This is a genomic window from Curtobacterium sp. BRB10, assembly GCF_031844325.1.
In the GTDB taxonomy this organism is placed as follows: Bacteria; Actinomycetota; Actinomycetes; order Actinomycetales; family Microbacteriaceae; genus Curtobacterium; species Curtobacterium poinsettiae_A.
In genome coordinates, this window is the sequence record NZ_JAUZVA010000002.1 from 435396 (window position 1) to 460548 (window position 25153).

Annotated in this window: 23 protein-coding genes; 16 read left to right on the top strand and 7 right to left on the bottom strand. The window is 71.7% G+C overall.

Translation table 11 applies throughout. From position 1 onward, the window contains the following. Window positions 1–158: 158 nt before the first annotated feature. Window positions 159–671, bottom strand: coding sequence for a hypothetical protein (locus tag Q9R26_RS05945; protein WP_182066612.1), 513 nt, complete (start codon window positions 669–671; stop codon window positions 159–161). A gap of 138 nt (window positions 672–809) precedes the next feature. On the opposite strand from Q9R26_RS05945, the gene Q9R26_RS05950 reads away from it, so the two are divergent. From Q9R26_RS05950 to Q9R26_RS05990, 9 genes are all read left to right on the top strand, one after another. Then, a complete protein-coding gene (locus tag Q9R26_RS05950) occupies window positions 810–1364 on the top strand; it encodes a DUF805 domain-containing protein (RefSeq protein ID WP_182066611.1) in 555 nt (184 codons plus the stop codon). A 9-nt stretch (window positions 1365–1373) separates the two neighbouring features. Next, on the top strand, window positions 1374–2216 hold the full coding sequence (locus Q9R26_RS05955; protein ID WP_311226782.1) for a PhzF family phenazine biosynthesis protein: 843 nt from the start codon (window positions 1374–1376) through the stop codon (window positions 2214–2216). 214 nt (window positions 2217–2430) lie between these two features. Next, window positions 2431–3789 carry an extracellular solute-binding protein gene (locus tag Q9R26_RS05960; protein ID WP_311226783.1) on the top strand — a complete coding sequence of 453 codons (1359 nt, stop codon included), beginning with the start codon at window positions 2431–2433 and terminating at the stop codon, window positions 3787–3789. Between the two features lie 107 nt (window positions 3790–3896). Continuing rightward, window positions 3897–4847: a carbohydrate ABC transporter permease gene (locus Q9R26_RS05965; protein ID WP_110894824.1), complete on the top strand. Its 951-nt coding sequence runs from the start codon at window positions 3897–3899 to the stop codon at window positions 4845–4847. Between the two features lie 5 nt (window positions 4848–4852). Further along, window positions 4853–5746, top strand: a complete 894-nt coding sequence (locus Q9R26_RS05970) for a carbohydrate ABC transporter permease (protein ID WP_371830315.1) — start codon at window positions 4853–4855, stop codon at window positions 5744–5746. A 105-nt stretch (window positions 5747–5851) separates the two neighbouring features. Further along, complete coding sequence (locus Q9R26_RS05975) at window positions 5852–8905, top strand: glycoside hydrolase family 38 C-terminal domain-containing protein (RefSeq protein ID WP_311226784.1); 3054 nt, start codon at window positions 5852–5854, stop codon at window positions 8903–8905. A gap of 299 nt (window positions 8906–9204) precedes the next feature. Further along, window positions 9205–10164, top strand: a complete 960-nt coding sequence (locus Q9R26_RS05980; RefSeq protein WP_311226785.1) for a hypothetical protein — start codon at window positions 9205–9207, stop codon at window positions 10162–10164. Between the two features lie 50 nt (window positions 10165–10214). Continuing rightward, window positions 10215–10955, top strand: coding sequence for a histidine phosphatase family protein (locus Q9R26_RS05985; RefSeq protein ID WP_311226786.1), 741 nt, complete (start codon window positions 10215–10217; stop codon window positions 10953–10955). Beyond that, window positions 10945–11808 carry an NAD(P)H-hydrate dehydratase gene (locus Q9R26_RS05990; protein ID WP_182066605.1) on the top strand — a complete coding sequence of 288 codons (864 nt, stop codon included), beginning with the start codon at window positions 10945–10947 and terminating at the stop codon, window positions 11806–11808. Before Q9R26_RS05985 ends, Q9R26_RS05990 begins: the two co-directional genes overlap by 11 nt. Window positions 11809–11939: 131 nt before the next feature. Here Q9R26_RS05990 and Q9R26_RS05995 read toward each other — a convergent pair whose 3' ends face one another. Then, window positions 11940–12377 (bottom strand): YdeI/OmpD-associated family protein, encoded by a 438-nt coding sequence (locus Q9R26_RS05995; RefSeq protein ID WP_311226787.1) that lies wholly within the window; start codon window positions 12375–12377, stop codon window positions 11940–11942. A gap of 184 nt (window positions 12378–12561) precedes the next feature. On the opposite strand from Q9R26_RS05995, the gene Q9R26_RS06000 reads away from it, so the two are divergent. The 4 genes from Q9R26_RS06000 to Q9R26_RS06015 are packed head-to-tail and all read left to right on the top strand — an operon-like array spanning window position 12562 to window position 16704. After that, window positions 12562–13707, top strand: a complete 1146-nt coding sequence (locus Q9R26_RS06000; RefSeq protein ID WP_311226788.1) for an ABC transporter substrate-binding protein — start codon at window positions 12562–12564, stop codon at window positions 13705–13707. 5 nt (window positions 13708–13712) lie between these two features. After that, on the top strand, window positions 13713–14726 hold the full coding sequence (locus tag Q9R26_RS06005; RefSeq protein WP_311226789.1) for an ABC transporter permease subunit: 1014 nt from the start codon (window positions 13713–13715) through the stop codon (window positions 14724–14726). Beyond that, window positions 14723–15637, top strand: coding sequence for an ABC transporter permease subunit (locus tag Q9R26_RS06010; RefSeq protein WP_311226790.1), 915 nt, complete (start codon window positions 14723–14725; stop codon window positions 15635–15637). The genes Q9R26_RS06005 and Q9R26_RS06010 overlap by 4 nt, the downstream gene beginning before the upstream one ends. After that, on the top strand, window positions 15634–16704 hold the full coding sequence (locus Q9R26_RS06015; RefSeq protein WP_311226791.1) for an ABC transporter ATP-binding protein: 1071 nt from the start codon (window positions 15634–15636) through the stop codon (window positions 16702–16704). Before Q9R26_RS06010 ends, Q9R26_RS06015 begins: the two co-directional genes overlap by 4 nt. A gap of 180 nt (window positions 16705–16884) precedes the next feature. Here the strand turns inward: Q9R26_RS06015 and Q9R26_RS06020 are convergent, their stop codons facing one another. After that, window positions 16885–17364: an NUDIX domain-containing protein gene (locus tag Q9R26_RS06020; RefSeq protein ID WP_182066599.1), complete on the bottom strand. Its 480-nt coding sequence runs from the start codon at window positions 17362–17364 to the stop codon at window positions 16885–16887. Between the two features lie 60 nt (window positions 17365–17424). Between Q9R26_RS06020 and nagB the strand changes: the two genes are divergently transcribed. After that, the gene (nagB, locus tag Q9R26_RS06025) at window positions 17425–18210 is read left to right on the top strand and encodes a glucosamine-6-phosphate deaminase (RefSeq protein ID WP_259579072.1); all 786 of its coding nucleotides are present in this window, start codon (window positions 17425–17427) and stop codon (window positions 18208–18210) included. A 15-nt stretch (window positions 18211–18225) separates the two neighbouring features. Here the strand turns inward: nagB and Q9R26_RS06030 are convergent, their stop codons facing one another. Both Q9R26_RS06030 and Q9R26_RS06035 read right to left on the bottom strand, forming a co-directional pair. Then, complete coding sequence (locus Q9R26_RS06030) at window positions 18226–19401, bottom strand: MalY/PatB family protein (protein ID WP_182066598.1); 1176 nt, start codon at window positions 19399–19401, stop codon at window positions 18226–18228. Window positions 19402–19445: 44 nt separating this feature from the next. Next, window positions 19446–20018, bottom strand: a complete 573-nt coding sequence (locus Q9R26_RS06035; RefSeq protein WP_311226792.1) for a TetR family transcriptional regulator — start codon at window positions 20016–20018, stop codon at window positions 19446–19448. 77 nt (window positions 20019–20095) lie between these two features. Between Q9R26_RS06035 and Q9R26_RS06040 the strand changes: the two genes are divergently transcribed. Both Q9R26_RS06040 and Q9R26_RS06045 read left to right on the top strand, forming a co-directional pair. Beyond that, a complete protein-coding gene (locus Q9R26_RS06040) occupies window positions 20096–20986 on the top strand; it encodes an SDR family NAD(P)-dependent oxidoreductase (protein WP_220456626.1) in 891 nt (296 codons plus the stop codon). 101 nt (window positions 20987–21087) lie between these two features. Continuing rightward, window positions 21088–23544, top strand: a complete 2457-nt coding sequence (locus Q9R26_RS06045) for a GH92 family glycosyl hydrolase (protein WP_311226793.1) — start codon at window positions 21088–21090, stop codon at window positions 23542–23544. 33 nt (window positions 23545–23577) lie between these two features. Here Q9R26_RS06045 and nagA read toward each other — a convergent pair whose 3' ends face one another. Beyond that, window positions 23578–24744: an N-acetylglucosamine-6-phosphate deacetylase gene (nagA, locus tag Q9R26_RS06050; RefSeq protein ID WP_311226794.1), complete on the bottom strand. Its 1167-nt coding sequence runs from the start codon at window positions 24742–24744 to the stop codon at window positions 23578–23580. Further along, window positions 24741–25148 carry a YrdB family protein gene (locus Q9R26_RS06055; protein WP_182066594.1) on the bottom strand — a complete coding sequence of 136 codons (408 nt, stop codon included), beginning with the start codon at window positions 25146–25148 and terminating at the stop codon, window positions 24741–24743. The genes nagA and Q9R26_RS06055 overlap by 4 nt, the downstream gene beginning before the upstream one ends. Between the last annotated feature and the right edge of the window lie 5 nt (window positions 25149–25153).

Consider the following 25153-nt stretch of genomic DNA (forward strand, 5'->3'; position numbering starts at 1 on the left):
CCCAGTCCCCACGGGGTGGATGGTGTGCAGCAATGGTCGGGTCCGCAGGTGGGGACCCGACCATTCCTGCTCACGATGCGCGGTGGGCGCGACCGCGTGACGGGCGGGAGGCGCGGTGCGGGGCCGCCACGCGCCTCCAGGCCGGTGGGTGGCTGCGGTCAGTCCGCCGACCCGTGCATGGTCTGGGTGTCGTCCTCACCGGGGATGGCGTCCTTCGTGGTCCAGCCGTACCAGCGGCCGTCGATCTCGGTGACCGCGCGACCGTCGCCGCAGGTGACCAGGCCCTTGGTCGGGAGCTCCTCGGGCAGGAAGTCGGCGGTCATCGCCGTGCCGCCGTACGACTCGTCGAGCGGGGCGCAGTCGTCCACGTCGACGCCGTCCTTCGACGCGAACCCGATGACGTACCCGGGCTGGGAGACGTGGAGGCGGACGCCGATGTCCTTCGCGTCCTCCGGCACCCACTTCGGCATGAAGAACGCCAGATCCTCGGACTCCCCGGAGCGCGGGGCGTCGGAGTACGCGTCGAAGTGCTTCTCCGGGGTCTTGTTCGGCACGATGTCCTGGATCGCGCTGCAGCCGGCGGTCAGCAGCAGGGCGGACACCGCGGCAGTGGAGGCGAGGGCGAACCGGAGGGTGCGGCGGGCGGTGGTGGGGCGCGTGTCGGTGCTCATGGATCCAGTCTCACGACGGACGCATCGCTGAAACATCACGTGCGCACCCGGAAGCGGTCGGGGGTTACCCCCACCCGCCACGCCGCGCCTGCCGAGGAGTGCTCAGGAGCGCCCAGGTCGCACCGGTAAGCAGGTTCGGTGCACCAGACGCAGCAGCCACCCGTCGGGGTCCCCTGGCATCAGGCCACCTTCACCGCCTCGTTCTCGCGGTTCTGGCGGGGGTACGTCGTGTTCCGCGGACGTGCCGCTCGTGCCGAGTTCTGGTGGTGGGCGCTGTGGTGGGCGATCATCTCCGCTGCGATCAACATCGTGTACGGCGTCGGACTCTTCATCACGCCGCCGACCATGCCGAGCCCGGACGAGACGCGCGTCATCGACCAGGCGATGCAGTCCTTCAACCCGTTCCCGGTCTGGTGGTTCCTGCTCACGTCGATGCCGGTCTTCGCCAAGGTCGCGCTGGGGGTCTTCGTGGTCGTCGGGCTCGCGGCGCTGCTGCCTTGGATCGCCATCGCGGTGCGGCGGCTCCACGACACGAACCGATCCGGTTGGTGGGTCCTGCTGTACCTCGTGCCCGCCGGCGGCATCGCGCTCGCCGTGTTCCTCGCGCTGCCCTCGGAGCCACCCGCGGTGCCGCAGCCGTCCGGGCCACCCGTCGGTGATCGGCCCGCGCACCCGGTCGTGACGCCGCAGTAGCGTCGGGGCATGCAGCAGGAGATCCTCCGGTACACCGCCTTCGCCGCCGAGCCGGGCGGAGGCAACCCCGCCGGGCTCGTGCTCGACGCGGCCGGGCTGTCCGACGACCAGATGCTCGCGATCGCCCGGCAGGTCGGGTACCCCGAGACCGCCTTCGTCGTGGGTGCCACGTCGACCGGGCCGCGGGTCCGCTACTTCTCGCCGAGCGCCGAGGTCCCGTTCTGCGGGCACGCCACCGTCGCACTGGCCGTCGCGTTGGCCGAGCGGGAAGGAGCGGGCCGCCGGGTGTTCACGACCCTGGCCGGCGGAGTCGCCCTCGACGCGACCGTCGGTGCGGACGGCGCGGTGCAGGTCGCGATGACGAGCGTCGAGCCGGCGACGCGGGACCTCGACCCGGCCCTACTGGCGAGGCTGTTCGACCTGCTCGGACTCGAGGCAGCCGACATCGCTCCGGGGTTCCCTGTGCTGGAGTCCTTCGCCGGCAACTGGCACCCGGTCCTCGCGCTGCACGACCGCGAGCTGTTCCACCAGTTCCGGTTCGCGCCGGACCCCCTCGCCGAGCTGAAGCGCGAGGCGGGCTGGGCGGGGACCGTCACGGTGCTGCACCGTACCGGCGACCGGGAGTACGAGGCGCGCAACCTGTTCCCCGCCGGGCGCATCACCGAGGACCCGGCGACCGGGTCGGCTGCGGCGTCCACCGGGGCGTACCTGCGGCGGATCGGGGCAGCGCAGCCGGGTGACCGCATCACGATCCGGCAGGGGCGGCACGTCGGGCGTCCGAGTCTGCTGCTCGTGGACGTGCCCGAGGCCGGCGGGATCACGGTGACGGGGAGCGCGACCCCGATCTCCTGACGGACGTTCCTTCCCAGAACGCGCGCGATGGGAAGCGGGATCGGGCGTACCTGGTCGAAACTTCCGACCCGGTACGCCCGATTCCACTCGGTACGCCCGAATCCGCCCGGCGGCCTCCTCCAGAAACTCCTTGACACGGTTAAGTCAATACGGTGGACTAATCCTGCGCGCGGGCGATGGTGCCCGCGGACATCACCCGTGCAAAGGAGCACCGATGAAACGCACCCGCATCATCGCCGGACTCGCAGCTGTGGCCGTTGCCGCGGTCGGTCTGGCTGGCTGCTCGAGCTCGGGGTCCGCCTCGAGCGACACGATCAAGATCGCGTACCAGAAGTTCGGCGCCTTCCAGCAGCTCGACGCCCAGATGAAGGTCGTCAAGAAGCAGTACGAGAAGGACAACCCCGGCAAGAAGGTCACCCTCGTGCCCATCCAGGCGCAGGGCAACGACTACTACACGAAGCTCGCGCTCATGAACAAGGCGCCGGCCACCGCCCCGGACGTCATGTACGAGGACACGTTCCTCGTCAAGGCCGATGCCGAGGCGGGCTACCTGCTGCCACTCGACGAGTACACGGACAAGTGGGACGAGTGGGACCAGTTCTTCGACAACGCCAAGCAGGCCGGGCAGGGTGACGACGGCAAGATCTACGGCGTCCCGATGGGCACCGACACCCGAGCCCTCTGGTACAACAAGGACATCTTCAAGAAGGCCGGGCTCGACGTCCCGTGGAAGCCGAAGACGTGGGACGACGTGCTCGCGGCGGCGAAGACCATCAAGGACGAGCAGCCCGACGTCATCCCGTTCAACATCTACTCGGGCAAGGCGCAGGGCGAGGCCTCGACCATGCAGGGCTTCGAGATGCTCCTGTACGGTGCCGACGGCCCCGGCAACACCCTGTACAAGGACAAGAAGTGGGTCACCGGCTCGAAGCAGTTCGAGGACTCGCTGCAGTTCGTGAAGGACGTCTACCAGGGCGGCCTCGGCCCGACACCGCAGCAGGCGCTCGACACGAACGTCGGCACGACCATCGCCCAGACGTGGCTGCCGAAGGGCAAGCTCGCGATCGACCTCGATGGATCGTGGCAGTCCGGCACGTGGCTGAAGTCCGGCACCGCGCCGTGGCCCGAGTGGAACGACGTGATGGGGCAGGCACCGATGCCGACCCAGAACGGGCAGGCTCCCGGTTACAACTCGATGTCCGGTGGTTGGACCCTGGCGGTCGGCGCGAAGTCGAAGAACCCGCAGGCGGCGTTCGACTTCATCACGAGCTTCCTCGACAAGGACGGCTCACTGAAGTACGACACCGAGAACAGCCAGATCGCGGTCCGGAAGGACGTCGCGGACGACCCGGCCTACACGGCGGCGAACCCGACGTTCAAGTTCTTCTCGGGGCTGGTGGAGAACACCAACTTCCGTCCGGCGACGAGTGACTACTCGCAGGTGTCCAACGCGATCCAGGTCGCGATGGAAGCGGTCATGACCGGTCAGCAGTCGCCGAAGGACGCGGCCGCCGCCTACGACGAGGCCGTCACCCAGGTGGTCGGCAAGGAGAACACCGTCGCCGCTGGTTGACGGACGTCACCCACTGACGGCCGGGAGGCGCGGGGCGGTCCCGCACCGCGCCTCCCGGCTGCCTCTCCCCACCTTCGGAACCCCTCCGCACCCGGAAGGCACCCATCGTGTCCAGCACCCCCCTCGCGCCGACGCTGTCGGCGCCCGGTGCGCCGAAGCGCACCGATCCACCCGTGCCGCGCAAGCGGCGACCACTGCGGAACGTCGGACGAGCGGTCCCGCTCCTGCCCGCCCTGGTCCTCCTCGTCATCTTCCTGCTCGGCCCCGTCATCTCGTCGTTCTACGGGTCGTTCACCAACTCGGCGCTGACCGGTGCCAGCGCGGCCGACCAGCAGTTCGTCGGGTTCCAGAACTACGTCGAGCTGTTCCAGGACCCGGACTTCCCGAAGTCCGTCATCCTGACCGTCGTCTTCCTGCTGGCCTCGGCCGTGGTGGGACAGAACGTGCTCGGCCTCGGGCTGGCCCTGCTGATGCGTTCGGCGAACAAGGCGGTCCGGGCGATCGTCGGCACCTTCGTGGTGGCCGCGTGGGTCCTGCCGGAGATCGTGGCGTCGTTCGCGGCGTACGCGTTCTTCAACGACGAGGGGACGCTCAACACGTTCCTCGCGTCGATCGGGATCACCGGCGCGAACTGGCTCTACACGTACCCGATGCTCGCCGTGATCCTGGCCAACATCTGGCGCGGCACCGCGTTCTCGATGCTCGTCTACTCGGCCGCCGTGCAGGAGGTCCCCGAGGAGATCACCGAGTCCGCCGAGGTCGACGGAGCCACCGGCTGGCAGCGGCTCGTCTACATCACGCTCCCGGTGATCCGCCGGAGCATCTCGACGAACCTCATGCTCACGACGCTGCAGACCCTGTCGGTCTTCACGCTGATCTTCGTGATGACCGGCGGCGGCCCGGGCACGAACTCGTCGACCCTGCCGATCCTGGCGTACCAGGAGGCGTTCAAGTTCTCGCAGCTCGGCTTCGGGACGGCGATCGCGACCATCCTGCTCGTGGTGGGGGCGGTCTTCTCGATCATCTACATCCGAGCCCTCAAGCCGGAGGTGGACTGATGGCCATGACAGCCCCGTCCCTCGACCAGACCACCACCCGCTCGGTGACCGCACCGGGGTCGATGCACATGACGTCACCGCGCGGCCGCACCATGCGGTGGGTGTCGAACGTCGTGCTGCTCGTCATCGCGGTGTGCTTCGCGGTGCCGCTGCTGTGGCTCGTGCTCGCCTCGTTCGACACCCAGGCGTCGCTGTCGGTGAAGCTGCCCTCGCAGTTCACCCTCGACAACTTCGCGAAGGTGCTCACCCCCGAGCTGTCGTTCATCCCGCTCGCGAACAGCCTGCTGCTCTCCGGCGGCACCGCGGTCGTCACCGTGGTGTTCGCACTGCTCGCCGCGTACCCGCTGTCCCGGTACAAGATGCGTGTCAACAAGCCGTTCCTGTACAGCATCCTGTTCGGCACCGGTCTGCCGATCACCGCGATGATGGTGCCCGTCTACGCGCTGTTCGTGTCGCTCAACCTGATCGACAACGTGTGGGGCTGCATCTTCTTCCTCGCCGCCACGTCGCTGCCGATGGCGATCTGGATGGCGAAGAACTTCATGGACTCGGTGCCGATCTCGCTCGAAGAGGCGGCGTGGACCGACGGCGCCTCGATGCTCACCACCCTGACCCGCATCGTGATCCCGCTCATGCGTCCGGGCATCGCGGTCGTCTTCATCTTCGTGTTCATCCAGGCGTGGGGGAACTTCTTCGTCCCGTTCGTCCTGCTGCTCTCGCCCGAGAAGGTGCCCGCCGCGGTGAGCATCTTCAACTTCTTCGGGCAGAACGGGGCGGTGGCGTACGGCCAGCTCGCCGCGTTCTCGATCGTCTACTCCGTGCCCGTCATCGCCCTCTACGTGATCGTGTCCCGAGGCCTCGGCGGCGGCAACGCCCTCGCCGGCGGCATCAAGGGCTGACGCCGGCCCCCACCCCCGCAAGACACCGGTGTTCGCGCGTCGAACACCCGCGAACCGCGGTTCGATCCGCGAACACCGGTGTTCCGCGAACCAGAAAGGAAGCACATGCACCAGGACGAACCGCTCGTCGAGGCCCGGATCGCCCGCCTCGTGCGCGACCGCGTCGACCCCGCCGTCCTCCGTCGCTCGGCGCCGGTGACGATCGAGGCGTGGGAGGTGCCGGGCGAACCGGTGCCGTTCGACGCCGCCGTGGGCGAGACGTACACACCGTTCACGGTGGGGTCGCACTGGGGCGGACGCCCGTGGGGCACGACGTGGTTCCGGGTGACCGGTACCGTGCCGGCGGACTTCGGCACCGCGCCGGGGACCACCGCCGAGCTCCTCGTCGACCTGGGGTTCACCAAGCGGCAGCCCGGGTTCCAGGCCGAGGGACTCGCGTTCCGCGCCGACGGCTCCACGATCAAGGCGATCGAGCCGCGGAACGACACCGTGCCGCTCGAGGTCGACCCGGGGGAGTCGTTCGAGCTCTGGATCGAGGCCGGGGCGAACCCGGACATCGGCGGCGACTCGTTCCAGGGTGCGACGCCGCTCGGCTCGCGCTCCACCGCCGGCGACGACCCGATCTACCGGCTGAAGGCCCTGGAGGTCGTCGAGCGCGACGACACCGTGTGGGAACTGCAGCAGGACCTCTGGGTGCTGCGCGGGCTCATGGCCGAGCTCCCGACCGACGGCACCCGCGGCGCCGACATCCTGCGGGCGCTCGAACGGGCCGCCGACGCCCTGGACCCGGACGACGTCGCCGGCACCGCCGCGGATGCCCGGCAGGTCCTGGCGCCCGTGCTCGCCGTCCCCGCCAGCCCCGCCGCCCACCGTGCGATCGCCGTCGGGCACGCCCACATCGACTCCGCCTGGCTGTGGCCCGTGCGCGAGACGAAGCGCAAGTGCGCGCGGACGTTCTCGAACGTGCTCGACCTGATGGACCGCGACCCCGACTTCACCTTCGCCTGCTCGTCCGCGCAGCAGTACGCCTGGATCCGCGACGAGTACCCCGAGGTCTTCGCGCGCATCAAGCAGCGGGTCGCCGAGGGCCGGTGGATCCCCGTCGGCGGCATGTGGGTCGAGTCGGACACCAACCTGCCCGGCGGTGAGGCCCTGGCCCGCCAGTTCGTCGCCGGCAAGCGCTTCTTCCTCGAGGAGTTCGGCATCGACACCCCCGAGGCCTGGCTCCCCGACTCGTTCGGCTACTCGGGCGCCCTGCCGCAGATCGTCCGCGCCGCCGGGTCGAAGTGGTTCGTCACCCAGAAGCCGTCGTGGAACGAGACGAACGTCATCCCGCACACCTCGTTCCACTGGGAGGGCATCGACGGCTCGCGCATCCTGACGCACCTGCCCCCGGCCGACACCTACAACTCCGACGTCTCACCAGCCGACCTGCGCCGCGGCGAACGGAACAACAAGGAACGCGGCACCGCGAACACCTCGATGCTGCTCTACGGCTTCGGCGACGGCGGTGGCGGTCCCACCCGCGAGATGGTCGGCGCGGCACACCGCCAGCACGACCTCGACGGGTCGCCCCACGTCACCCTCGGCACGCCGGCGCAGGTGTTCGAGCAGCTCGAAGCCGAGCTGCCGACACCGGGGGTCTGGTCGGGGGAGATGTACCTCGAGTTCCACCGCGGCACCTACACGTCGCAGATCCGCACGAAGCAGGGCAACCGCCGTTCCGAGCACCTGCTGCGCGAAGCCGAGCTCTGGGCGGCGACGGCGGCCGTCCGGCTCGGGAGCGAGTACCCGTACGCCGAGCTCGAGGACGCCTGGCACACCGTCCTGCTCCAGCAGTTCCACGACATCCTGCCGGGGTCCTCGATCGCGTGGGTGTACGAGAACGCCGAGGAGCAGTACGCCCGGGTCGCCGAGGTGCTCGAGGGGCTGATCGGCAGCGCGACGACGGCGCTCGCCGCAGGCGGGAGCGGGAGCGGGACCGGAACCGGTGCCGTCGCCGGCACCGCCGGCGACGCCGCGTCGGTCGTGCGCTTCAACGCCTCGCCGGTCGCGGCAGGGGACGTGACCGCCCTGGCAGGTTCGGTCGTCCACGCGCCGCGACCCGTGCCTCCCGTCCGGAGCGGCGACCGCTTCGTCTTCGACACCGGCGTCGTCACCGCGACCATCGACGCCGCCGGCCACGTCGTCTCGTTCGTCGACCACGCCACCGGACGCGACGCGATCGCGCCCGGCGCCGCTGCGGCGGAGTACACGGTGTTCCGGGACACCCCGAACCAGTGGGAGGCGTGGGACATCGACCGCGCCTACCAGCGCAACGGCACGGTGCTGTCGGCGTCGTCGGTCGCGATCGCAGGCGACGAGCTCGTGGTGGAACGGTCCTTCGGATCGTCGACGCTCACCACGCGCTACTCCGCCGTGCAGGGCGAACCGGAGCTGAGCGTCGAGACCGAGGTCGACTGGCACGAGCACCAGAAGCTGCTGAAGCTCGCGTTCCCGATCGACGTGCTCGCGTCGTCGGCCTCGAGCGAGATCCAGTTCGGGCACATCGACCGGCCGACGCACCAGAACACCTCGTGGGACCACGCCCGCTTCGAGACCGCGGCACACCGATGGGTGCACGTCGCGGAGCCCGGGTTCGGCGTCGCCGTGGCGAACGACTCGACCTACGGCCACGACATCACGCGCGAGACCCGGCCGGACGGTGGGATCACCACGCTCGTGCGGGAGTCGCTGCTGCGCGGGCCGACGTTCCCGGACCCGAACGCCGACCAGGGGCACCACGTGTTCCGGACGGTGCTGCGGATCGGGGCCTCGGTGCTCGACGCGGCCGACTCCGGGTACCGGCTGAACCTGCCGGTGCGGAGCGTCCCCGGGTCAGCCGAGGTCGCGCCACTCGTCACGGTGTCGTCGCCGCAGGTGTTCGTCGAGGCCGTCAAGCTCGCCGAGGACCGCTCCGGAGACGTCGTCGTGCGACTGTACGAGGGGCTCGGCGGCCGGGCGACGGACGTCGGGGTCTCCTTCGGGTTCGACGCTGCGTCGGTGTCGCAGGTCGACCTGCTCGAGCGGCCGCTGGAGCGCTCGTGGTCGGCCGGGGAGCCGGTCGTGCTGACCCTGCGTCCGTTCGAGATCGTGACGCTGCGCGTGCGTCGGGCCTGAGGCAGCGGGCCCGGCGTCCGGTCGGGGAGAGACCGCGGCGCCGGACGGGGCACGGGTGCGTTCCGTCCGGCGCCGTGTTGCGTGCGGTGGGTGGGCGGGCGCGAGTCGGGTCGGGCGTACCTGGTCGAAACGGGCGTACCTGGTCGGAACTTCCGGCCAGGTACGCCCGATCCCGCTTGGCATTGCGGCCGTTCTGGGAAGGAACGGCTCCCCTCCACAACCGCCCAGCCCTGGAGGCCCGTCCACAGTTCCCGACATCGGCCCCAGGAGCGGGTGGCTGAGCGGGCATCGTCACGTGCATGAACGAGTCGCTGCCCATCCTCCGAGCCTCTGCCATCCACGAGACCGGCCTCGACGCCTCCACCCTGCGCCGCCGAACCCGGACGCAGGGGGCAGGCCGCCTGGTCCGGGTCGGACCGAACGCCTTCGTCGACGGCGCTGCGTGGGACGCCGCCGGGCCTCGTCAGCGGTACGTCACCCGGGTCTTCGCGCGGCTCGGTCGACTCGGCACGCGGGCGACGGCGTCGCACCTGTCCGCCGCGGCCGTGCACGGTCTCCCGGCGCTCGGCGGGTGGGACGTCCCCGTGCACGCGACGGTGCCGGAGTCGATGTACCGGGGCAGGAGCGCCGAGCTGGTCCTGCACACGAGACCCGTGGGCCGAGTCGAACGGGTCACGGTCGGTGCGATCGCGGTCACCTCCGTCCCCCGGACCGTCGTCGACATCGCGATGTCCGGCGACCTGCGGGCGGGCGTCGTGATCGCGGACGCCGCGCTGCGCCGTGGCGTCGACGCAGCCGACCTCCGACGTGCGGTTCCTCCGAAGGCCCGCGCCCGAGCCCTGGCGCAGCTGGTGCTCGACCTCGCCGATGCTCGCTCGGGGTCACCGGCCGAATCGCTCGCTCGGGTCGTGTTCCGGGAGCTCGGACTACCCGCGCCGGTGCTGCAGCAGGAGTTCGTCGTGGACGGTCGCCGGTCCGCAGTCGACTTCTGGTTCCCGGACCACGGGGTCGTCGTCGAGATCGACGGACGGGCCAAGTACTCCCAGGAGCGCTCCCTGGGCGGCCGGAGTCCGACCGAGGTGTTCCTCGACGAGAAGCGGCGGCACGGTCGGTTGCTCACCGTGCCGGGTGTCCGGACGATCATCCGGCTCGAGTGGCGAGACCTCTTCGACCTCGATGCGCTGGCACTGCGACTCCGGGCGGCGGGGCTGCCGTGCGCGGTCCGTCCGGTCCGGAGTGCTCGACGCCGCACGGGGTGACCGTCCGGCACCGGTGAACCGGCACAGCACGCTCTGGCTAGCGTGGCGGCATGGCAGTGCAGGAGATCTGGCTCGTCCGTCACGGCGAATCGGTCGCGAACGTCGCAGCGGCCCGGGCCGAATCCGCGGGCGACGATGTGATCGACGTCGAGTTCCGGGACGCCGACGTCCCCCTCAGCCCGCTCGGCACCGATCAGTCTCGAGCCCTCGGCCAGGAGCTCGCCGACCGCGGGATCGACGACGTCCCCGTCGCGCTGTGGGTGTCGCCGTACCTCCGTGCGCAGCAGACCATCGCGATCGCGCTCGAGGCAGCCGGCCTCGCCGAACCCGAGAAACGGGTGGACGAGCGGCTGCGCGACCGCGAACTCGGCGTCCTCGACCTGCTGACCCTGCAGGGCGTCCGCAACCGGTACCCGGACGAGGAACGCCGCCGGCAGTGGCTCGGCAAGTACTACCACCGGCCGGCGGGTGGGGAGTCGTGGGCCGACGTGATGCTCCGGCTCCGGTCGCTCCTCGGCGACGTCGATCGGCTCGACGGTGCCGAGCGCCTGGTGATCGCCGCGCACGACGCCGTGGTGATGCTCGCCGTCGCGGTGTGCCTCGACCTCGACGAGCCGGCGCTCATGGAGTTCGCCCGGACCCACGCGGTCGCGAACGCCTCCCTCACCCGCCTGCGTCGCGACGACGCCGGATCGCCGTGGGTGCTCGAGGAGTTCTCGTCGGTCGGGCACCTGGACGACGACGAGGTCACCCAGCACACCGGCCGGAAGGACGACGAACATGTCCGCTGAACCCGTCACCCCGAACTTCCTGCGGGACTGGCCACTGCCCGAGCCCGGTGCCGGCAAGTACGGCCGCGGGCAGGTGCTCATCGTCGGCGGCGCCGCTCGGACCCCTGGCGCGGCGATGCTCTCCGCGCTCGCCGCACTCCGGGTCGGCGCCGGTCGTCTCACCCTGGCGGTCGGCCGGAGCGTCGCGAACGAGGTCGCGGTCGCCGTACCCGAGTCCGGGGTCGAACCCCTCGACGAGGACCAGGACGGACACATCGCCGTCGGTGCGATCGAGGGCATCGCGGACAGCGCCTCGAGTGCCGACGCCGTGCTGGTCGGCCCGGGACTCGACGACCCGGACGGTTCGCGCGACCTCGTGGCCGGGCTCGCCGACGTCGTCGGTCCGCAGACCACCGTCGTGCTCGATGCCTTCGCCCTCGGGGTGGCCGCCGACGTGCGGGACCGCCTGGAACCGCTGCGTGGCCGGCTCGTGATGACCCCGAACTCCGGCGAAGCCGAACGCCTGCTCGGGCGGGAGTGCAGCGACGACGACGTGGCCGACGCCGTGGCGATCGCGAACCGCTTCGGAGCGGTCGTGGCCCTCGGTGACGCCATCGCCACACCGCAGGGTCGGGCGTGGCTCAAGGGCACCGGTTCCGGTGGTCTCGGCACGAGCGGCAGTGGCGACGTGCTGTCCGGCGCGGTCACCGGTCTGCTCGCCCGCGGCGCCGATCCGGCACAGGCCGTGGCGTGGGCGTCCTACGTGCACGCTGCCGCAGGCGACCGACTCGCGGTGCAGGTCGGGCCGCTCGGGTACCTGGCGAGCGAACTCGTGACCGAGATCCCGCGGGTCCTGGTCGAGCTCGGGGCCTGAGCGCGCCCGTTCTTTCCCAGAACGCCCGCGATACCTGGTGCTTCCGGGCATACCTTGCGAGAACTTCCGACCAGGTACGCACGAAACGACCAGGTACGCCCGAAACGACCAGGCGGCCCGACCCCGCACCGCTACCCCCGTAGGGACTCCACGGCCTTCTCGATCCGGCGGGCCCGGGTCTCCGGGGCCTTCGCCTGCGTGACGGGGTCGGCGAGCGCCCGCTGCCGCGAGTTCGACAGCGTGTCGAACGCCGCACGCACGCCGGCCTCCTGCAGTGCGGCGGCCAGGTCCTCCGGCAGGTCGACGGTCCGGGGCAGGGTGTCGACCTCGAGTGCGACCTCGACGGTGTCGCCGGCGGCGATCCCGGCGGCCTCACGGTGCGCGGCCGACAGCGGCACCAGGAACTGCTCGTTCATGACCCCGACGGTGGACCGGTAGGTGTAGCCCCGGTTGATCGTGACGACCACCGCGGGGCGCTTGCCGGATCCGAGCGCCTCGACGACGGACTCCGGGACGGGGAGTCCGGTCGCCGTCTTCCGTGCTTGCAGGACCGTCGTCGTGAACCGCATCCGTGCCTCCAGGCCTGGTGTGGGCGCGACCGTGCGCCCAGAACGAGCAAATCGTACAGCCGCACCCGCTGTTCCGCCGCCGTTCACCACCGGAGCACGGGCCGGAAACCGGCCGCGTCCACGATCGACCAGAACCCGGACCCCCGGTCACCGCAGCACCTTCCCCCACCCGAAAGGCCCACCCGTGCAGCACAAGCGCACCCTGGCCGGCATCGCCCTGGCCGCCGCAGCGATCGTCACCCTCGCCGGATGCTCGGCGACGAGCTCCGCGACCGCCGGCTCCGACGGCGACGCCGACTGGAAGACCGCCACCAGCGCCGAGTCCGCCGGCGGCATGGACGCCCTCGTCACGGCCGCCAAGGCCGAGGGCCAGTTGAACGTCATCGCGCTGCCGCCGTCGTGGGCCAACTACGGCAAGATCATCGACGGCTTCACCAAGAAGTACGGCATCAAGATCAACTCCGCGAACCCGAACGGCTCGAGCGCCGACGAGGTCGCCGCCGTGAAGTCGCAGAAGGGCCAGTCCACCGCGCCCGACGTGCTCGACCTCGGCAACGCGGTGCTGCAGGAGAACCTCGACCTGCTCACCGACTACAAGGTCGCGAACTGGGACGACATCCCCGCCGACCTGAAGGAGCAGGACGGCGCGTGGACGCGCGACTACACCGGCCTGATGTCGATCGGGTACGACTCGTCGAAGATCTCCGACGCCCCGAAGGACCTGCAGGACCTGCTCGGCAGTGAGTACAAGGGCAAGGTCTCGATCGCGGGTGACCCGACGCAGGCCAACCAGGCAGCATCGGCCGTGTACCTGGCGGCGCTCGAGAACGGCGGCTCGGCGGACGACATCACGAAGGGCGTCGACTACTTCGGCGACCTCAAGAAGGCCGGCAACTTCCAGAACGTGCTGCCGACGCAGGCCACGGTCGCCTCGGGCGAGACCCCGGTCGTCATCCAGTGGTCGTACAACAACCTGGCGTGGGGACCGGCAGCGGGCGCGAGTGGCAACAAGGACTGGAAGACCGTCGTCCCGACGGGCCAGGCGCTCGGTTCGTACTACTCGCAGGCCATCACCAAGGACGCTCCGCACCCCGCGGCGGCCCGCCTGTGGCAGGAGTACATCGCCAGCCCGGAGGCCCAGAACCTGTACCTGCAGGCCGGCGCCTTCCCCGCGACCCTGTCGGCGATGGAGAAGTCCGGCAAGGTCGACCAGGACGCCCTCGACGCCGCCGGCGGTGCGCCGAAGGACTACGTCGAGCTGACCGACGCGCAGGTCGCCGACGCCGCGAAGGTGCTCAAGGCCAAGTGGTCCTCGACGATGGGGTCCTGAGCAGCATGACCACCGCATCGGCAGACGCGCCCGCGCCCGCGCCCGCGCCGGCGACGAGCGGCACAGCCGCGACCGACGCCGCACCGGCGACGAGCGCGACGAGCCCCGTGCGCCCGACGTCCGCGCGAGCGTCCGCCGATGCCGTCCGACGCAGCGCCGGACCCCGTGTCCGGCGCCGCGTCGGTCTCGCCTGGCTGGGGCTGACGCCCTTCGCCGCCTACGTCCTGCTGTTCCTCGCCGTCCCCGCCGTGATCGCGATCGGCAGTGGTTTCTTCGACGGCTCCGGCGCGTTCACGTTCGCGAACCTCGCGGCCTTCGCCGACCCGTCCGTGCTGCGGGCGTTCGGCGGGTCGTTCGGCCTGTCGGCCGCGTCCGCGGTCATCGGTGCCGTGCTCGGCGCGGTCGTCTGCTGGGCGCTCTCGGCACTGCGGCCGGACGGGCTGGTCCGGTCGATGATCGACTCGGCGGCCAGCGTCCTCGCCCAGTTCGGCGGCGTCATGCTCGCGTTCGCGTTCATCGCGACGATCGGCGTGCAGGGCCTCGTCACGACGTGGTTGGTCACGGTCTTCCACGTCGACCTCAACGCGGACGGCGCCTTCCTGTACACGGTGCCCGGGCTCGTGATCCCCTACGTCTACTTCCAGGTGCCGCTCATGGTCCTCACGTTCATGCCCGCACTCGAGGGCGTCCGGCCCGCGTGGGGCGAGGCCGCCGCGACCCTCGGCGCCTCGCGCCTGACGTACTGGCGCCGGATCGCGTTGCCGGTGCTGGCGCCGGCGTTCTGGGGGTCGCTCCTGCTGCTCTTCGCGAACGGCTTCTCGTCGTTCGCCACCGCCGCGGCCCTCATCTCGCAGGGCGGCATCGTGCCGCTCACGATCCGCACACAGCTCACCAGCGAGACGCTCGTCGGCCTGCAGAACGTCGCCGGGGTGCTCGCGTTCGGCATGGTGGTCGTGATGGCGGTCGTGATGGGCGCCTACTCGCTGCTGCAGCGCCGTGCCGCCAGGTGGCAGCGATGAGCGCGGCGGCCCCGGTGCGGCCGGTGCGGCCGGCGCAGCCGGTTCGGTTCGGAGGCCCGTCCCGCGTCCGCCGCTTCGGCACGGCGCCGTCCCGTGGCGCGGCAGCGATCGTGCTCACCGTGATCGGGCTGCTGTTCGCCGTCCCGCTGGTCGCCCTCGTGCAGTTCACGTTCCGGCAGGGCACCGACGGCGGCCTGACCTTCGCGCACTGGGCAGCGATCGGCGACCCGGCCAACGCGTTCACCTACCAGCCGGTGTTCGACGGGCTCGGGGCGTCGCTGTTCATCGCCGTGATCACCGTCGGGATCGTGCTGCTCGTGCTGCTGCCCGCCCAGATCATCACCGCGCTCCGCTACCCGAGGCTCCGACGCATCCTGGAGTTCGTCTGCATCGTGCCGATCACCGTGCCGGTCGTGGTGCTCGTCGTCGGGTTCATCCCCGTGTACCAGGTCGTCTCGCAGGTCTTCGGCTCCGGCGCCTGGACGCTGGCGTTCGCGATCGGCATCGTCACACTGCCGTTCGCGTTCCGCCCGATCGCCGCCGCCATCACCGCGATGGACCTGATCGTCCTGTCCGAGGCGGCCCGCTCGCTCGGTGCCTCGTGGTGGACCGTCACCTGGCGCGTGCTCCTGCCGAACCTGCGCCGGGGCATCACCGCCGCGTGCTTCCTCACGATCACCGTGGTCCTCGGCGAGTACACCCTCGCCGCGTTCCTCTCCCGCAGCACGTTCCAGACCGGGCTCGTGCTCGTGCAGGGGACCGACCCGTACGTCGCCGCGATCTTCTCGGTCGCCGCGCTCGTGTTCGGCTTCGTGCTGCTCGTCCTCATCGGCCGCATCGGGACCCGTCGCACGGGCCGGGTCGGCCGCACCCGCACCACCCGTCGTCCCCGCACCCAGGAGTCCGCATGACCGTCACCGCTCCGGCAGCCCCGGCCTCCCTCGCCACCACCGGTGCCGTCGTCGAACTCCACGCCGTCGAGAAGCACTACGGCGCGCACCGGGCGCTCGCGGGACTGTCCCTCCGTGTCGAGCCGGGAGAGTTCGTGTCGCTGCTCGGCCCGTCCGGCTGCGGCAAGACGACGGCGCTCCGCGCGCTCGCGGGCCTCGAGGCGATCGACGCCGGTTCGATCCGCATCGACGGCCAGGACGTGGCCGACACCCCGGTCGACAAGCGCGACATCGGCATGGTGTTCCAGCAGTACTCGCTGTTCCCGCACATGACGGTCCGGCAGAACGTCGCCTTCGGCCTCGAGATGCGCCGGGTCCCCGCCGTCGAGCGCAGGAGCCGCGTGGTCGAGGCCCTCGACATGGTCCACCTCGGCGAGTTCGCCGAGCGCTACCCGCACCAGCTCTCCGGCGGGCAGCAGCAGCGCGTCGCCCTGGCTCGTGCCCTGGTCACCCGGCCCCGTGTGCTCCTGCTCGACGAGCCGCTGTCGGCCCTGGACGCGAAGGTCCGGGTCTCGCTGCGCGACGAGATCCGCCGCATCCAGAGCGACCTCGGCATCACCACGGTGTTCGTGACGCACGACCAAGAGGAGGCGCTCGCCGTCTCCGACCGGATCGCCGTGATGCGGGCGGGCGACATCGAGCAGATCGGCACGCCCGAGGAGCTCTACCGCACGCCGTCGTCGGCGTTCACGGCGGACTTCGTCGGTCAGTCGAACCGGCTGCAGGGCGATCTGCGCGGGGGCGACGTCTTCGTGTACGGGTTCCGGGTGCCTGCCCTCGACTCCTCGGCCGCTGACGGGCCGGTGCTCGCCTACGTCCGGCCGGAGGACATCGCCTTCGCCCCCGAGGGCATCACCGGCACCGTCGTCACCTCGAGCTTCCTCGGGTCGATCCGCCGGACGACCGTCCGCCTGGACGACGACACCGTCGTGACCGTCCAGCACGAGGTCGGCGACCGCCGGGTCCCCGGCGACCCCGTCGCCGTGCGCCTGCTCGGCGCACCGGTCGCGGTCGCACCGCTCGCGTAGTCGCGGCCCCGCCCCCGCGCGGAAGCGACAGTTCTCGCCGGCCTCGGCCCGTCCTCACTGTGAAGGCGACAGTTCCCCGCTGAAGGTTCGCGGCCTGCTGTCGCTCCCGCGGGGTGGCCACGACCGACTGCGGACGGGAGGCCCGTGGCGGTCCGGCACCGCGGCTCCAGGCCGGTGGGGTCAGCGCTGGAAGCGCGCCTCGCGCTCGTCCGCCAGCCCGGCCTCGACGCGTGCCCGCATGTTCTCGGACATGTCGGGCAGGGCGTCGACCCGAGCCCAGAACGCCTCGGTGTTCTCGCCGTCGGCGGGGTTCGGCGTCCCGGAGACGTACCGGCAGGCGAAGACCAGGTCGAGGTACTGCGACCGGTCGCCGTTCGGGTAGGTCATCTCGGGCAGCACCTGCACCCACGCCAGGCGTTCGGCGACGGCGACGACGTCCGCTTCCTCGAGGACCTCGCGCTCGGCGGCGACGGCGGGTTCCTCGCCCGGGTCGACGATCCCGGTGACCGGGGTGTACGCGCCCGTGTCGGCCCGTCGCACCACGAGCAGTTCGCGGTCGGCGCCGGAGCCGCGCGTCACGATCGCGCTCACGCCGGACAGCCAGAGCGGCGCCGTGCCGATCTTCTCGCGCAGGGACAGGACGAAGTCGGGGGTCGGCATGCCCCCACGCTACCCACACGACCCCTGTCGGAGACTGGTCATGACCAGTAGGCTGGCCGTGTGGAGATCATCATCCTGCCCACGCCGGACGAGGTCGGTCGCGTCGCCGCGGCCAAGATCGCGTCCGTCGTCGCCAAGAAGCCGTCCGCCGTCATCGGTCTCGCCACCGGATCCAGCCCGCAGGGCATCTACACCGACCTGCAGCGCCGGGTGCAGGCGGGCGAGATCTCGTTCGCCGAGGCCCGTGGGTTCGCCCTCGACGAGTACGTCGGCATCCCGCTCGAGCACCCCGAGTCGTACGCGGCCGTGATCGCCCGCGACGTCGTGGCACCGCTCGGTTTCGACGCCTCGCGCGTGCGGGTGCCGGACGGCCGTGCCGCCGACCTGGAGTTCGCGGCCAAGGAGTACGACGCAGCGATCCGTGCCGCGGGCGGTATCGACGTGCAGATCCTCGGCATCGGGGCCAACGGCCACATCGGGTTCAACGAGCCGACCTCGTCGTTCGCCTCGCGCACCCGCATCAAGACCCTCGCGCCGTCGACCCGTGACGCCAACGCGCGCTTCTTCGACTCGCCCGAGCAGGTCCCGACGCACTGCATGACGCAGGGGCTCGGCACCATCCTCGAGGCCCGCGAGCTCGTCCTCGTCGCCCAGGGCGCGTCGAAGGCGGCGGCCGTCGCCGCTGCGATCGAGGGCCCGCTCAGCTCCTTCGTGCCCGGTTCGGCCCTGCAGCTGCACGAGCACGCGACCGTCGTCGTCGACGAGGAAGCCGCCGCCGAGCTGCAGCTCGCCGACTACTACCGCTACACGTACGCGAACAAGCCGGCCTGGCAGCGGTTCGAGTAGGCCCCGGGCCCGAGTTCAGGCGCGCGCGGCTGCGGCGAGGCGGCTGAGTCCCTCGTCGAGGGTCTCCGCCGAGCACCCGAAGTTCAGCCGCGCGAACCCCCGGCCCTGTCGTCCGAACGCCGGGCCGGAGCCGAGCGCCACCTTCGCGCGGTCGACGAGCTCCGCCGCGGGGTCGTCGCCCCACGGCAGCGACCGCAGGTCGAGCCACGCCAGGTACGACGCCTGCGGCTGCCGGTACTCGGCGCCGGGCAGCACGTCACCGATCCGCTCGGCCAGGGTGCGCCGGTTCGCCGCGAGCTCGGTGAGCAGCGAAGCCAGCCACGGCCCGCCCTCGCCGAAGGCCGCGACGCTCGCGGTGTAGCCGAGGATGCCGGTGCGCTCGACGACCTCGGTGGGCAGTCCGTCGAACCAGGCGCGGGCCCGCTCCGAGGCGCCGATCATCAGCGCGCACTTGGTGCCGGCGAGGTTCCAGGCCTTGCTCGCACTCGTCAGGGCGACGCCGAGCGACGCGGCCTCGGGGCAGGACTCCAGGAACGGGGTGAACACCGCGTCGGCGTGCACGAGCGGCGCGTGGATCTCGTCGGACACCACGACGGCGTCCCACTCGGCGGCCAGCTTCGCGAGTGCGACGAGCGACGCGCGGTCGTGCACCAGGCCGAGGGGGTTGTGCGGGTTGCAGAGCAGCACCGTGCGGGCTCCGTCGGCGAACGCACGCGCGAGGCCGTCCAGGTCCATCCGCCAGCCGGCCGTGGTGTCGAAGGGGTCGGCCGGGCCTGCGGGGGCGAGCAGCGGGACCTCGGTGACGGTGCCGCCGGCCTCGGACACGTACTCCCAGAACGGCGGGTACACGGGCGGCATGATGACGACCTGGTCGCCCGGCTCGATGACCCGGCGCAGCACCTCGACCGCCGCGACCGACACGTCCGTGGTGGTGCGGACCAGGTCTGGGTCGACCCGCCATGCCCACCGGCTCTCCGCGAAGTCGGCGAACGCCTCGGGCAGGGCCCGCCCGTGCCCGACGTACCCGGTGTCGCCGTTCGTCACTGCCGTGACCAGGGCGTCGCGGATCGGTTCCGCGAGCATGCTGTCCATCTCGGCGACGAACATGGGGAGCACGTCCGGCGGGTAGGCCGTGTACTTCTCGCTCGTGCGGGACCGGTACGCATCGAAGACGGACACCATGACGCTCATGCGCCCATCCTGACAGCGAGGCACGCGGGGCGCGAGGGTGGTGGTCAGGCCGGGCGGAGGCCTGCCAGCAGCACCTCGACGTAGCGCTCGGGGTCGTGCACCCGGGAGCCACCCGCCACGGCGGCCGCCCGCATCCCGCACAGCAGCCGTCGCAGGTCGTCCGCGTCGACGTCCGCACGCACGAGCCCCTCGGCCCGCGCCCGCGCGAGCAGCGCGTCGACGGACTCGACCAGGTCGCCAGCGAGCGCCGCGGTGTCGGCGCACGAGAACCCGCCGTTCGTCAGCAGGTCGCCGAGGGCGGCATCGTCGACCATGCTCCGGAACGCAGCCGTCACGACCCCCCGGAGCGCGTCCGCCGCGTGGGGCAGTGCGACGGCGACACGGACGAGGTCGAGCATGTCCTCGAGCGCGTCGATCGCGATCGCCTCGAGCAGGTGCTGCTGCGACGGGAAGTGCCGGTAGGCGGTCCCGACACCCACACCGGCCTCGTGCGCGACGGCGTTGAGGAGCGGCTGCTCGCCCCGCTCGAGGTACGACCGGGCGACGTCGAGCAGCGCGGTCCGGTTGCGCTGCGCATCGGAGCGCAGCGCTTCGGGTCGGGCCATCGCGATCGTCATACGGACACTCTATCCGCTTGTGCTAGCGTTCCGGATGGATCATCCGATTCCAGACGACGAGTGAGCAGGAGACGAGCATGGACACCTTCGAGTGGGAACCGTCAGCGATGCCCGACCAGCACGGCCGGACCGTGGTGGTCACCGGCGCGACCGGCGGGCTCGGGCTGGTGGTCGCGACCCGGCTCGCTGCCGCCGGAGCGCGCGTCATCGCGGCGGTCCGCAACCCCGACAAGGCGGCTCGCGTCCTGCCCGTCGGCCTGGAGGCGCGGGTCGTCGACACCGCGTCGGTCGCCTCGGTCACGGCGTTCGCCCGGCAGCTCGTGGCGGAGGGCATCGTCGTGGACGCCCTCGTCAACAACGCTGGCGCGACGCTGGGCGCGTTCGGGCTGACCGACGAGGGCATCGAGCGCACCTGGGCCACCAACGTCGTCGGCCCGGCCGTGCTCGCCGACGCGATGCTCCCGGTGCTCGGCGGACCGTCGCCCCGGGTCGTCCTCGTCGGGTCGAACCTGTCGCAGCGCACCCGCCGCGTGCCCGCACCGGGCGGGGTGGACGATCCGAGCGACTACTCCCAGCTCGCCGTGTACACCGACTCGAAGACGGCGGCGACCGCGCTCGCGGTCGACCTCGGTGAGCGGCTCCGCGCGGCCGGCTCGGACGTCCGCTCGGTCATCGCACACCCCGGCATCGCGGCGACGGGGATGAACGACCAGGCCGAGACCCTCACGCAGCGCCTCGGCGGCGTGATCGCCCGCAGCATGGCGCGCACCGCGGAGGACGGCGCTCGCTCGACGCTCTGGTCGGCCACCGCGCCGGACGTCGCCGAGGGGGTGTTCGTGGGGCCGGCGCTGCGCCGGGGGGACCGGCGGCTGCACGTCGTGCCCGTCCGCGGGGCCGCCGCCGACCCGGTGTTCCGGCAGCGGGTCCGCACCTTCGTCGACGAGGTCGCCGCGCGTACCGTCGTCTGACCGGGCGGGGCCGGGCCCGTCGCCGAACCCGACGTGAACAGCGGGAGAGCGCTCGGTGACGCGGGCGGCGTCCCCCGTCCGAGGGGGCTAGCGTCACGGACGTGAACCGATCTCGCGTGCACCGTCGCCCGCTCGTCCGTCCGCTCCCGCTCGCCGCGGTGGCCACGATCGCCGCGCTGCTGGGGACGGGGATGGTCGCCGCTCCGGCGGTCGCCTCGCCCTCGGCGGATGCAGCGCCCGCGGGGAGGACCGTCGCCGACCCGGCGCGGTACGTCGACCCGTTCATCGGCACGAGCGGTGACGGCAACACGTGGCCCGGCGCCACCGCGCCGTTCGGCATGATGCAGTGGAGTCCGACCGGCACCGCGGGCGACCAGACCTCGACCCCGGTCGCGAACGGCTACTCGTACGACGTGAACCGGCTGCGCGGCTTCAGCCTGACCCACCTGAACGGTGCCGGGTGTGCGCCCGGGGCTGCCGGCGACGTGCCGATCATGCCCGTCACGACCCCCGTCACGACCTCGCCGTCGGCCGACTCGAAGGACGCCGTCTACGCCGCCGGGTACTCCCACGGCCAGGAGTCCGCGAGCCCCGGCCGCTACGGCGTCACGCTCGACAACGGCGTCCGCACCGACCTCGCCGTGACGACCCGTGCCGGCATCGGCGCGTTCACGTTCCCGGCCGGCGAGGACGCGAACCTGCTCTTCCGCACCTCGAACTCGATCAACGGCAGCGAGGCCGCGGTCACCCGCGTCGACCCGCGCACCCGCACGGTCAGCGGCAGCGTCCTGACGGGCGGCTTCTGCAGCCGTCGCGCGAACGGCGGCGGCGCCACCAACCCGGACCGCCGCAGCTACTACCGCCTCTACTTCACCGCGACCTTCGACACGGCGTTCGCGAGCACCGGCACCTGGAAGGACGGCACGGTCCAGCCTGGAGGCACGTCCTCCTCCGGCGGGGAAGGCTACCTGACCGGCGCCGACCGCGCCGGACGCGGCTCCGGCGCGTGGGTGGGCTTCGACGCGCGTCGCGGAGCGACGGTGCAGGCGAGGATCGGCATCTCGTACGTGAGCGCGGCCGGAGCGGTCGCCAACCGTGACGGCGAGGTGACCAAGCGCTCGACCGTCGCCACCGTGGCGGCCGGCACACGGGCCTCCTGGAACCGTGAACTGTCGCGCCTGCGCGTCGGTGGCGGCACGGCGGACCGGACCACCCAGCTGTACACCTCCGTGTACCACGCACTCATGCAGCCGAACACGCTGAACGACCGCGACGGGCGCTACCTCGGGCCCGACCTGCGGGTGCACCGGATGGACCGCGGACACCGGGCCGTCTACGGCACGTACTCCGGGTGGGACCAGTACCGGGCGCAGATCCAGCTGCTGGCCCTGCTGCGGCCGGACGTCGCCGGGGACATGGCGCAGTCGATGCTGCGGTTCGCCGAGCAGAACGGCGGGGTGTGGGACCGGTGGCTGCACCTCGGAGCGCCGACGCACGTGATGACCGGCGATCCCTCGGCCGCGACGCTCGCCACCTGGTACGCCATGGGCGTCCGGAACTTCGACGTCCGGGCCGCCTACGCCTCCCTGAAGCGCCAGGCGACGGTGGAGAACACCGACGCCGAGAGCGACATCGGGTGCCCGGGGCAGTGCCTGGCGCAGCGGCCCGCACTCGACGAGTACCTGGAGCGGCAGTACGCGGCGAACGACGACTGCTCCTGCTGGGGTGGGGCCGCCGAGACCCTCGAGGACTCGATCTCCGACAGTGCCCTCGGGTACTGGGCGGGTTCCCTCGGACTCCGCTCCGACGCCCGGATGTTCGCGGAGCGTGGGTCCTACTGGAAGAACACCTTCAACGCCGCGGTCGGACACCAGGCCGCTCGGCAGGCCGACGGTTCGTGGACGCCGGGCTGGTCGCCGTCGACGGGGACCGGGTTCGCGCAGGGCACCAGCGCGCAGTACACCTGGCTCGTGCCGCAGGACGTGCAGGGACTGTCGACCGCGCTCGGCGGTGACGACGCAGCGACCGCTCGGCTCGACGACTTCTTCCACGACAGCACCGGTGCGTTCGCGGTGACCGGTGGCGACGCCACGAAGTTCGACCCGACGAACGAGCCCGACATCCACACGCCGTGGATGTACAACGCGCTCGGCAAGCCCTGGAAGACGCAGGAGACCGTGCGGCAGGTCGTGGACGACGCCTACTCGACCGGCCCCGGCGGGCTGCCGGGCAACGACGACCTCGGCACGATGAGCGCCTGGTACGTCTTCGCCTCGATCGGCCTGTTCCCGCAGACGCCCGGTCGTGCCGACATGCTCATCGGCAGCCCGACGTTCAGCACGGTCGACATCCGGCGCTCCAGTGGCCAGCGCATCGTCATCCGGTCCTCGGGGACCGAGCCGTACGTGCAGGGCGCCCGATTGAACGGGTGGACACACGAGCGATCGTGGGTGCCGGCGTCGTTCGTGACCCGGGGCGGCACGCTGTCGCTCCGGGTCGGGGAGACGGCGGACACGTCGTGGGCGAGCGGCGAGCGGGGGCGCCCGGTCGACCGGTGAGTCTGGGTCCACCCGAGCGCGTGGCGCCGTTCCTCAGCGCAGCTCGCGCCCGCCGCCCCACACGCGCTGCACCTCGAGCGATGGCGACAGCGCCACCAGGTCGGCGGCGAACCCCGGCGCGAGCCGACCCAGGCGGTCGCCGAGCCCCAGCGCGGCGGCCGGCACGCTCGTCAGCGCCGCCACGGCCTCGGGCAGGGTCCGCCCGGCCAGCGATACCGCGTTGCGGAGCGCCACGTCCTGCGTCAGCGTCGACCCCGCGATGGTCTCCGTCCCCGCGACGTGCGCGACCCCGTCGGTGACCGTGACGTCCAGCGACCCGAGCCGGTAGGAGCCGTCCGCAGCGCCAGCGGCCCCCATCGCATCGGTGATCAGCGCCACACGACCCGGCGTCGCCCGGAAGAGCGTGTCCGCCACGACCGGGTGCACGTGCACGGCGTCCAGGATGAGTTCGAGCGTCACGCGCTCGTCGGCGACGGCGGCACCGATCGGCCCCGGTGCCCGGTGGTGCAGCCCGGGCATCGCGTTGCAGGCGTGGGTCAGGATCGTCGCGCCGACGTCGAACGCGGCACGGGCCTGGTCGTACGTGCCGACGGTGTGGCCGACGGCGACCGTGACGCCGGCGTCGACGAAGCGGCGGACGGCGTCGAGGGCTCCGGGCAGCTCGGGCGCGATCGTGACCTGGCGGATGACACCCTCGCCCGACTCGAGCAGGGCGTCGACCGCGGCGGGCGTCGGGTCGATCAGGAACGACTCGTTGTGCGCACCCTTGTTGTGCGGGGACAGGAACGGTCCCTCCAGGTGCACGCCGAGCACGAGCGGGTCGGTCGCCATCACGGCGCGGACGCGGGCCAGCGACGCCGCGAGTGCCGGGACCGGGTTCGCGACGAGCGACAGGACGGAGCGGGTCGTGCCGTGCGAACGGTGCATGGCGAGCGAACGGTCGAACGAGTCGTCCTCGTACGCCTCGGTGGCCCCACCGTGCCCGTGCAGGTCCACGAATCCGGGCGTCAGGACCGCGTCGCCCAGGTCGACGACCCGGTCGGCCGCGGGGGCCTCGGGGCCGGAGCCGGTCGCGTGGATCGTGTCGCCGACGACCAGGACCCAGCCGTCGGCCGTGGTGCCGGCCGCGTCGACGACGCGGGCTGCGCGGACCAGCGTGCGCTGGGCCTCCTGGCCGGTCTGGAGGCCCGTGGTGCTCATGCCGTCTCCTTGCGGAACGCGATCACGCCGCTCAGGGCGGCGATCACGATGAAGACGATCCCCACGACCGGGTGGCCGATGGAGATCCAGGTCGCGCCTGCGGCGACGACCAGCGCGACCTCGACGATGGTCTTGCCGACGATGTCGGTCTCGATCGGGGAGCGCGGCGACCGGAAGAAGTACCAGACGACCGCGGCGAACAGGGGAGCCCCGACCATGAACAGGTAGCCGGGGAGCGGGAGCTGCCACGACCAGTAGCCCCAGAAGGCCAGGGACAGCAGGCCGAACACCATCACGGCGATCCGCAGGACCATCCAGGCCTCGAACCGCCGTCGCGGCTGCCGGGCGGCGGCCGGGTCGGGGACCGATTCCCAGTCGACGGGGGACTGCGGGGCGTTGGTCATGGTGC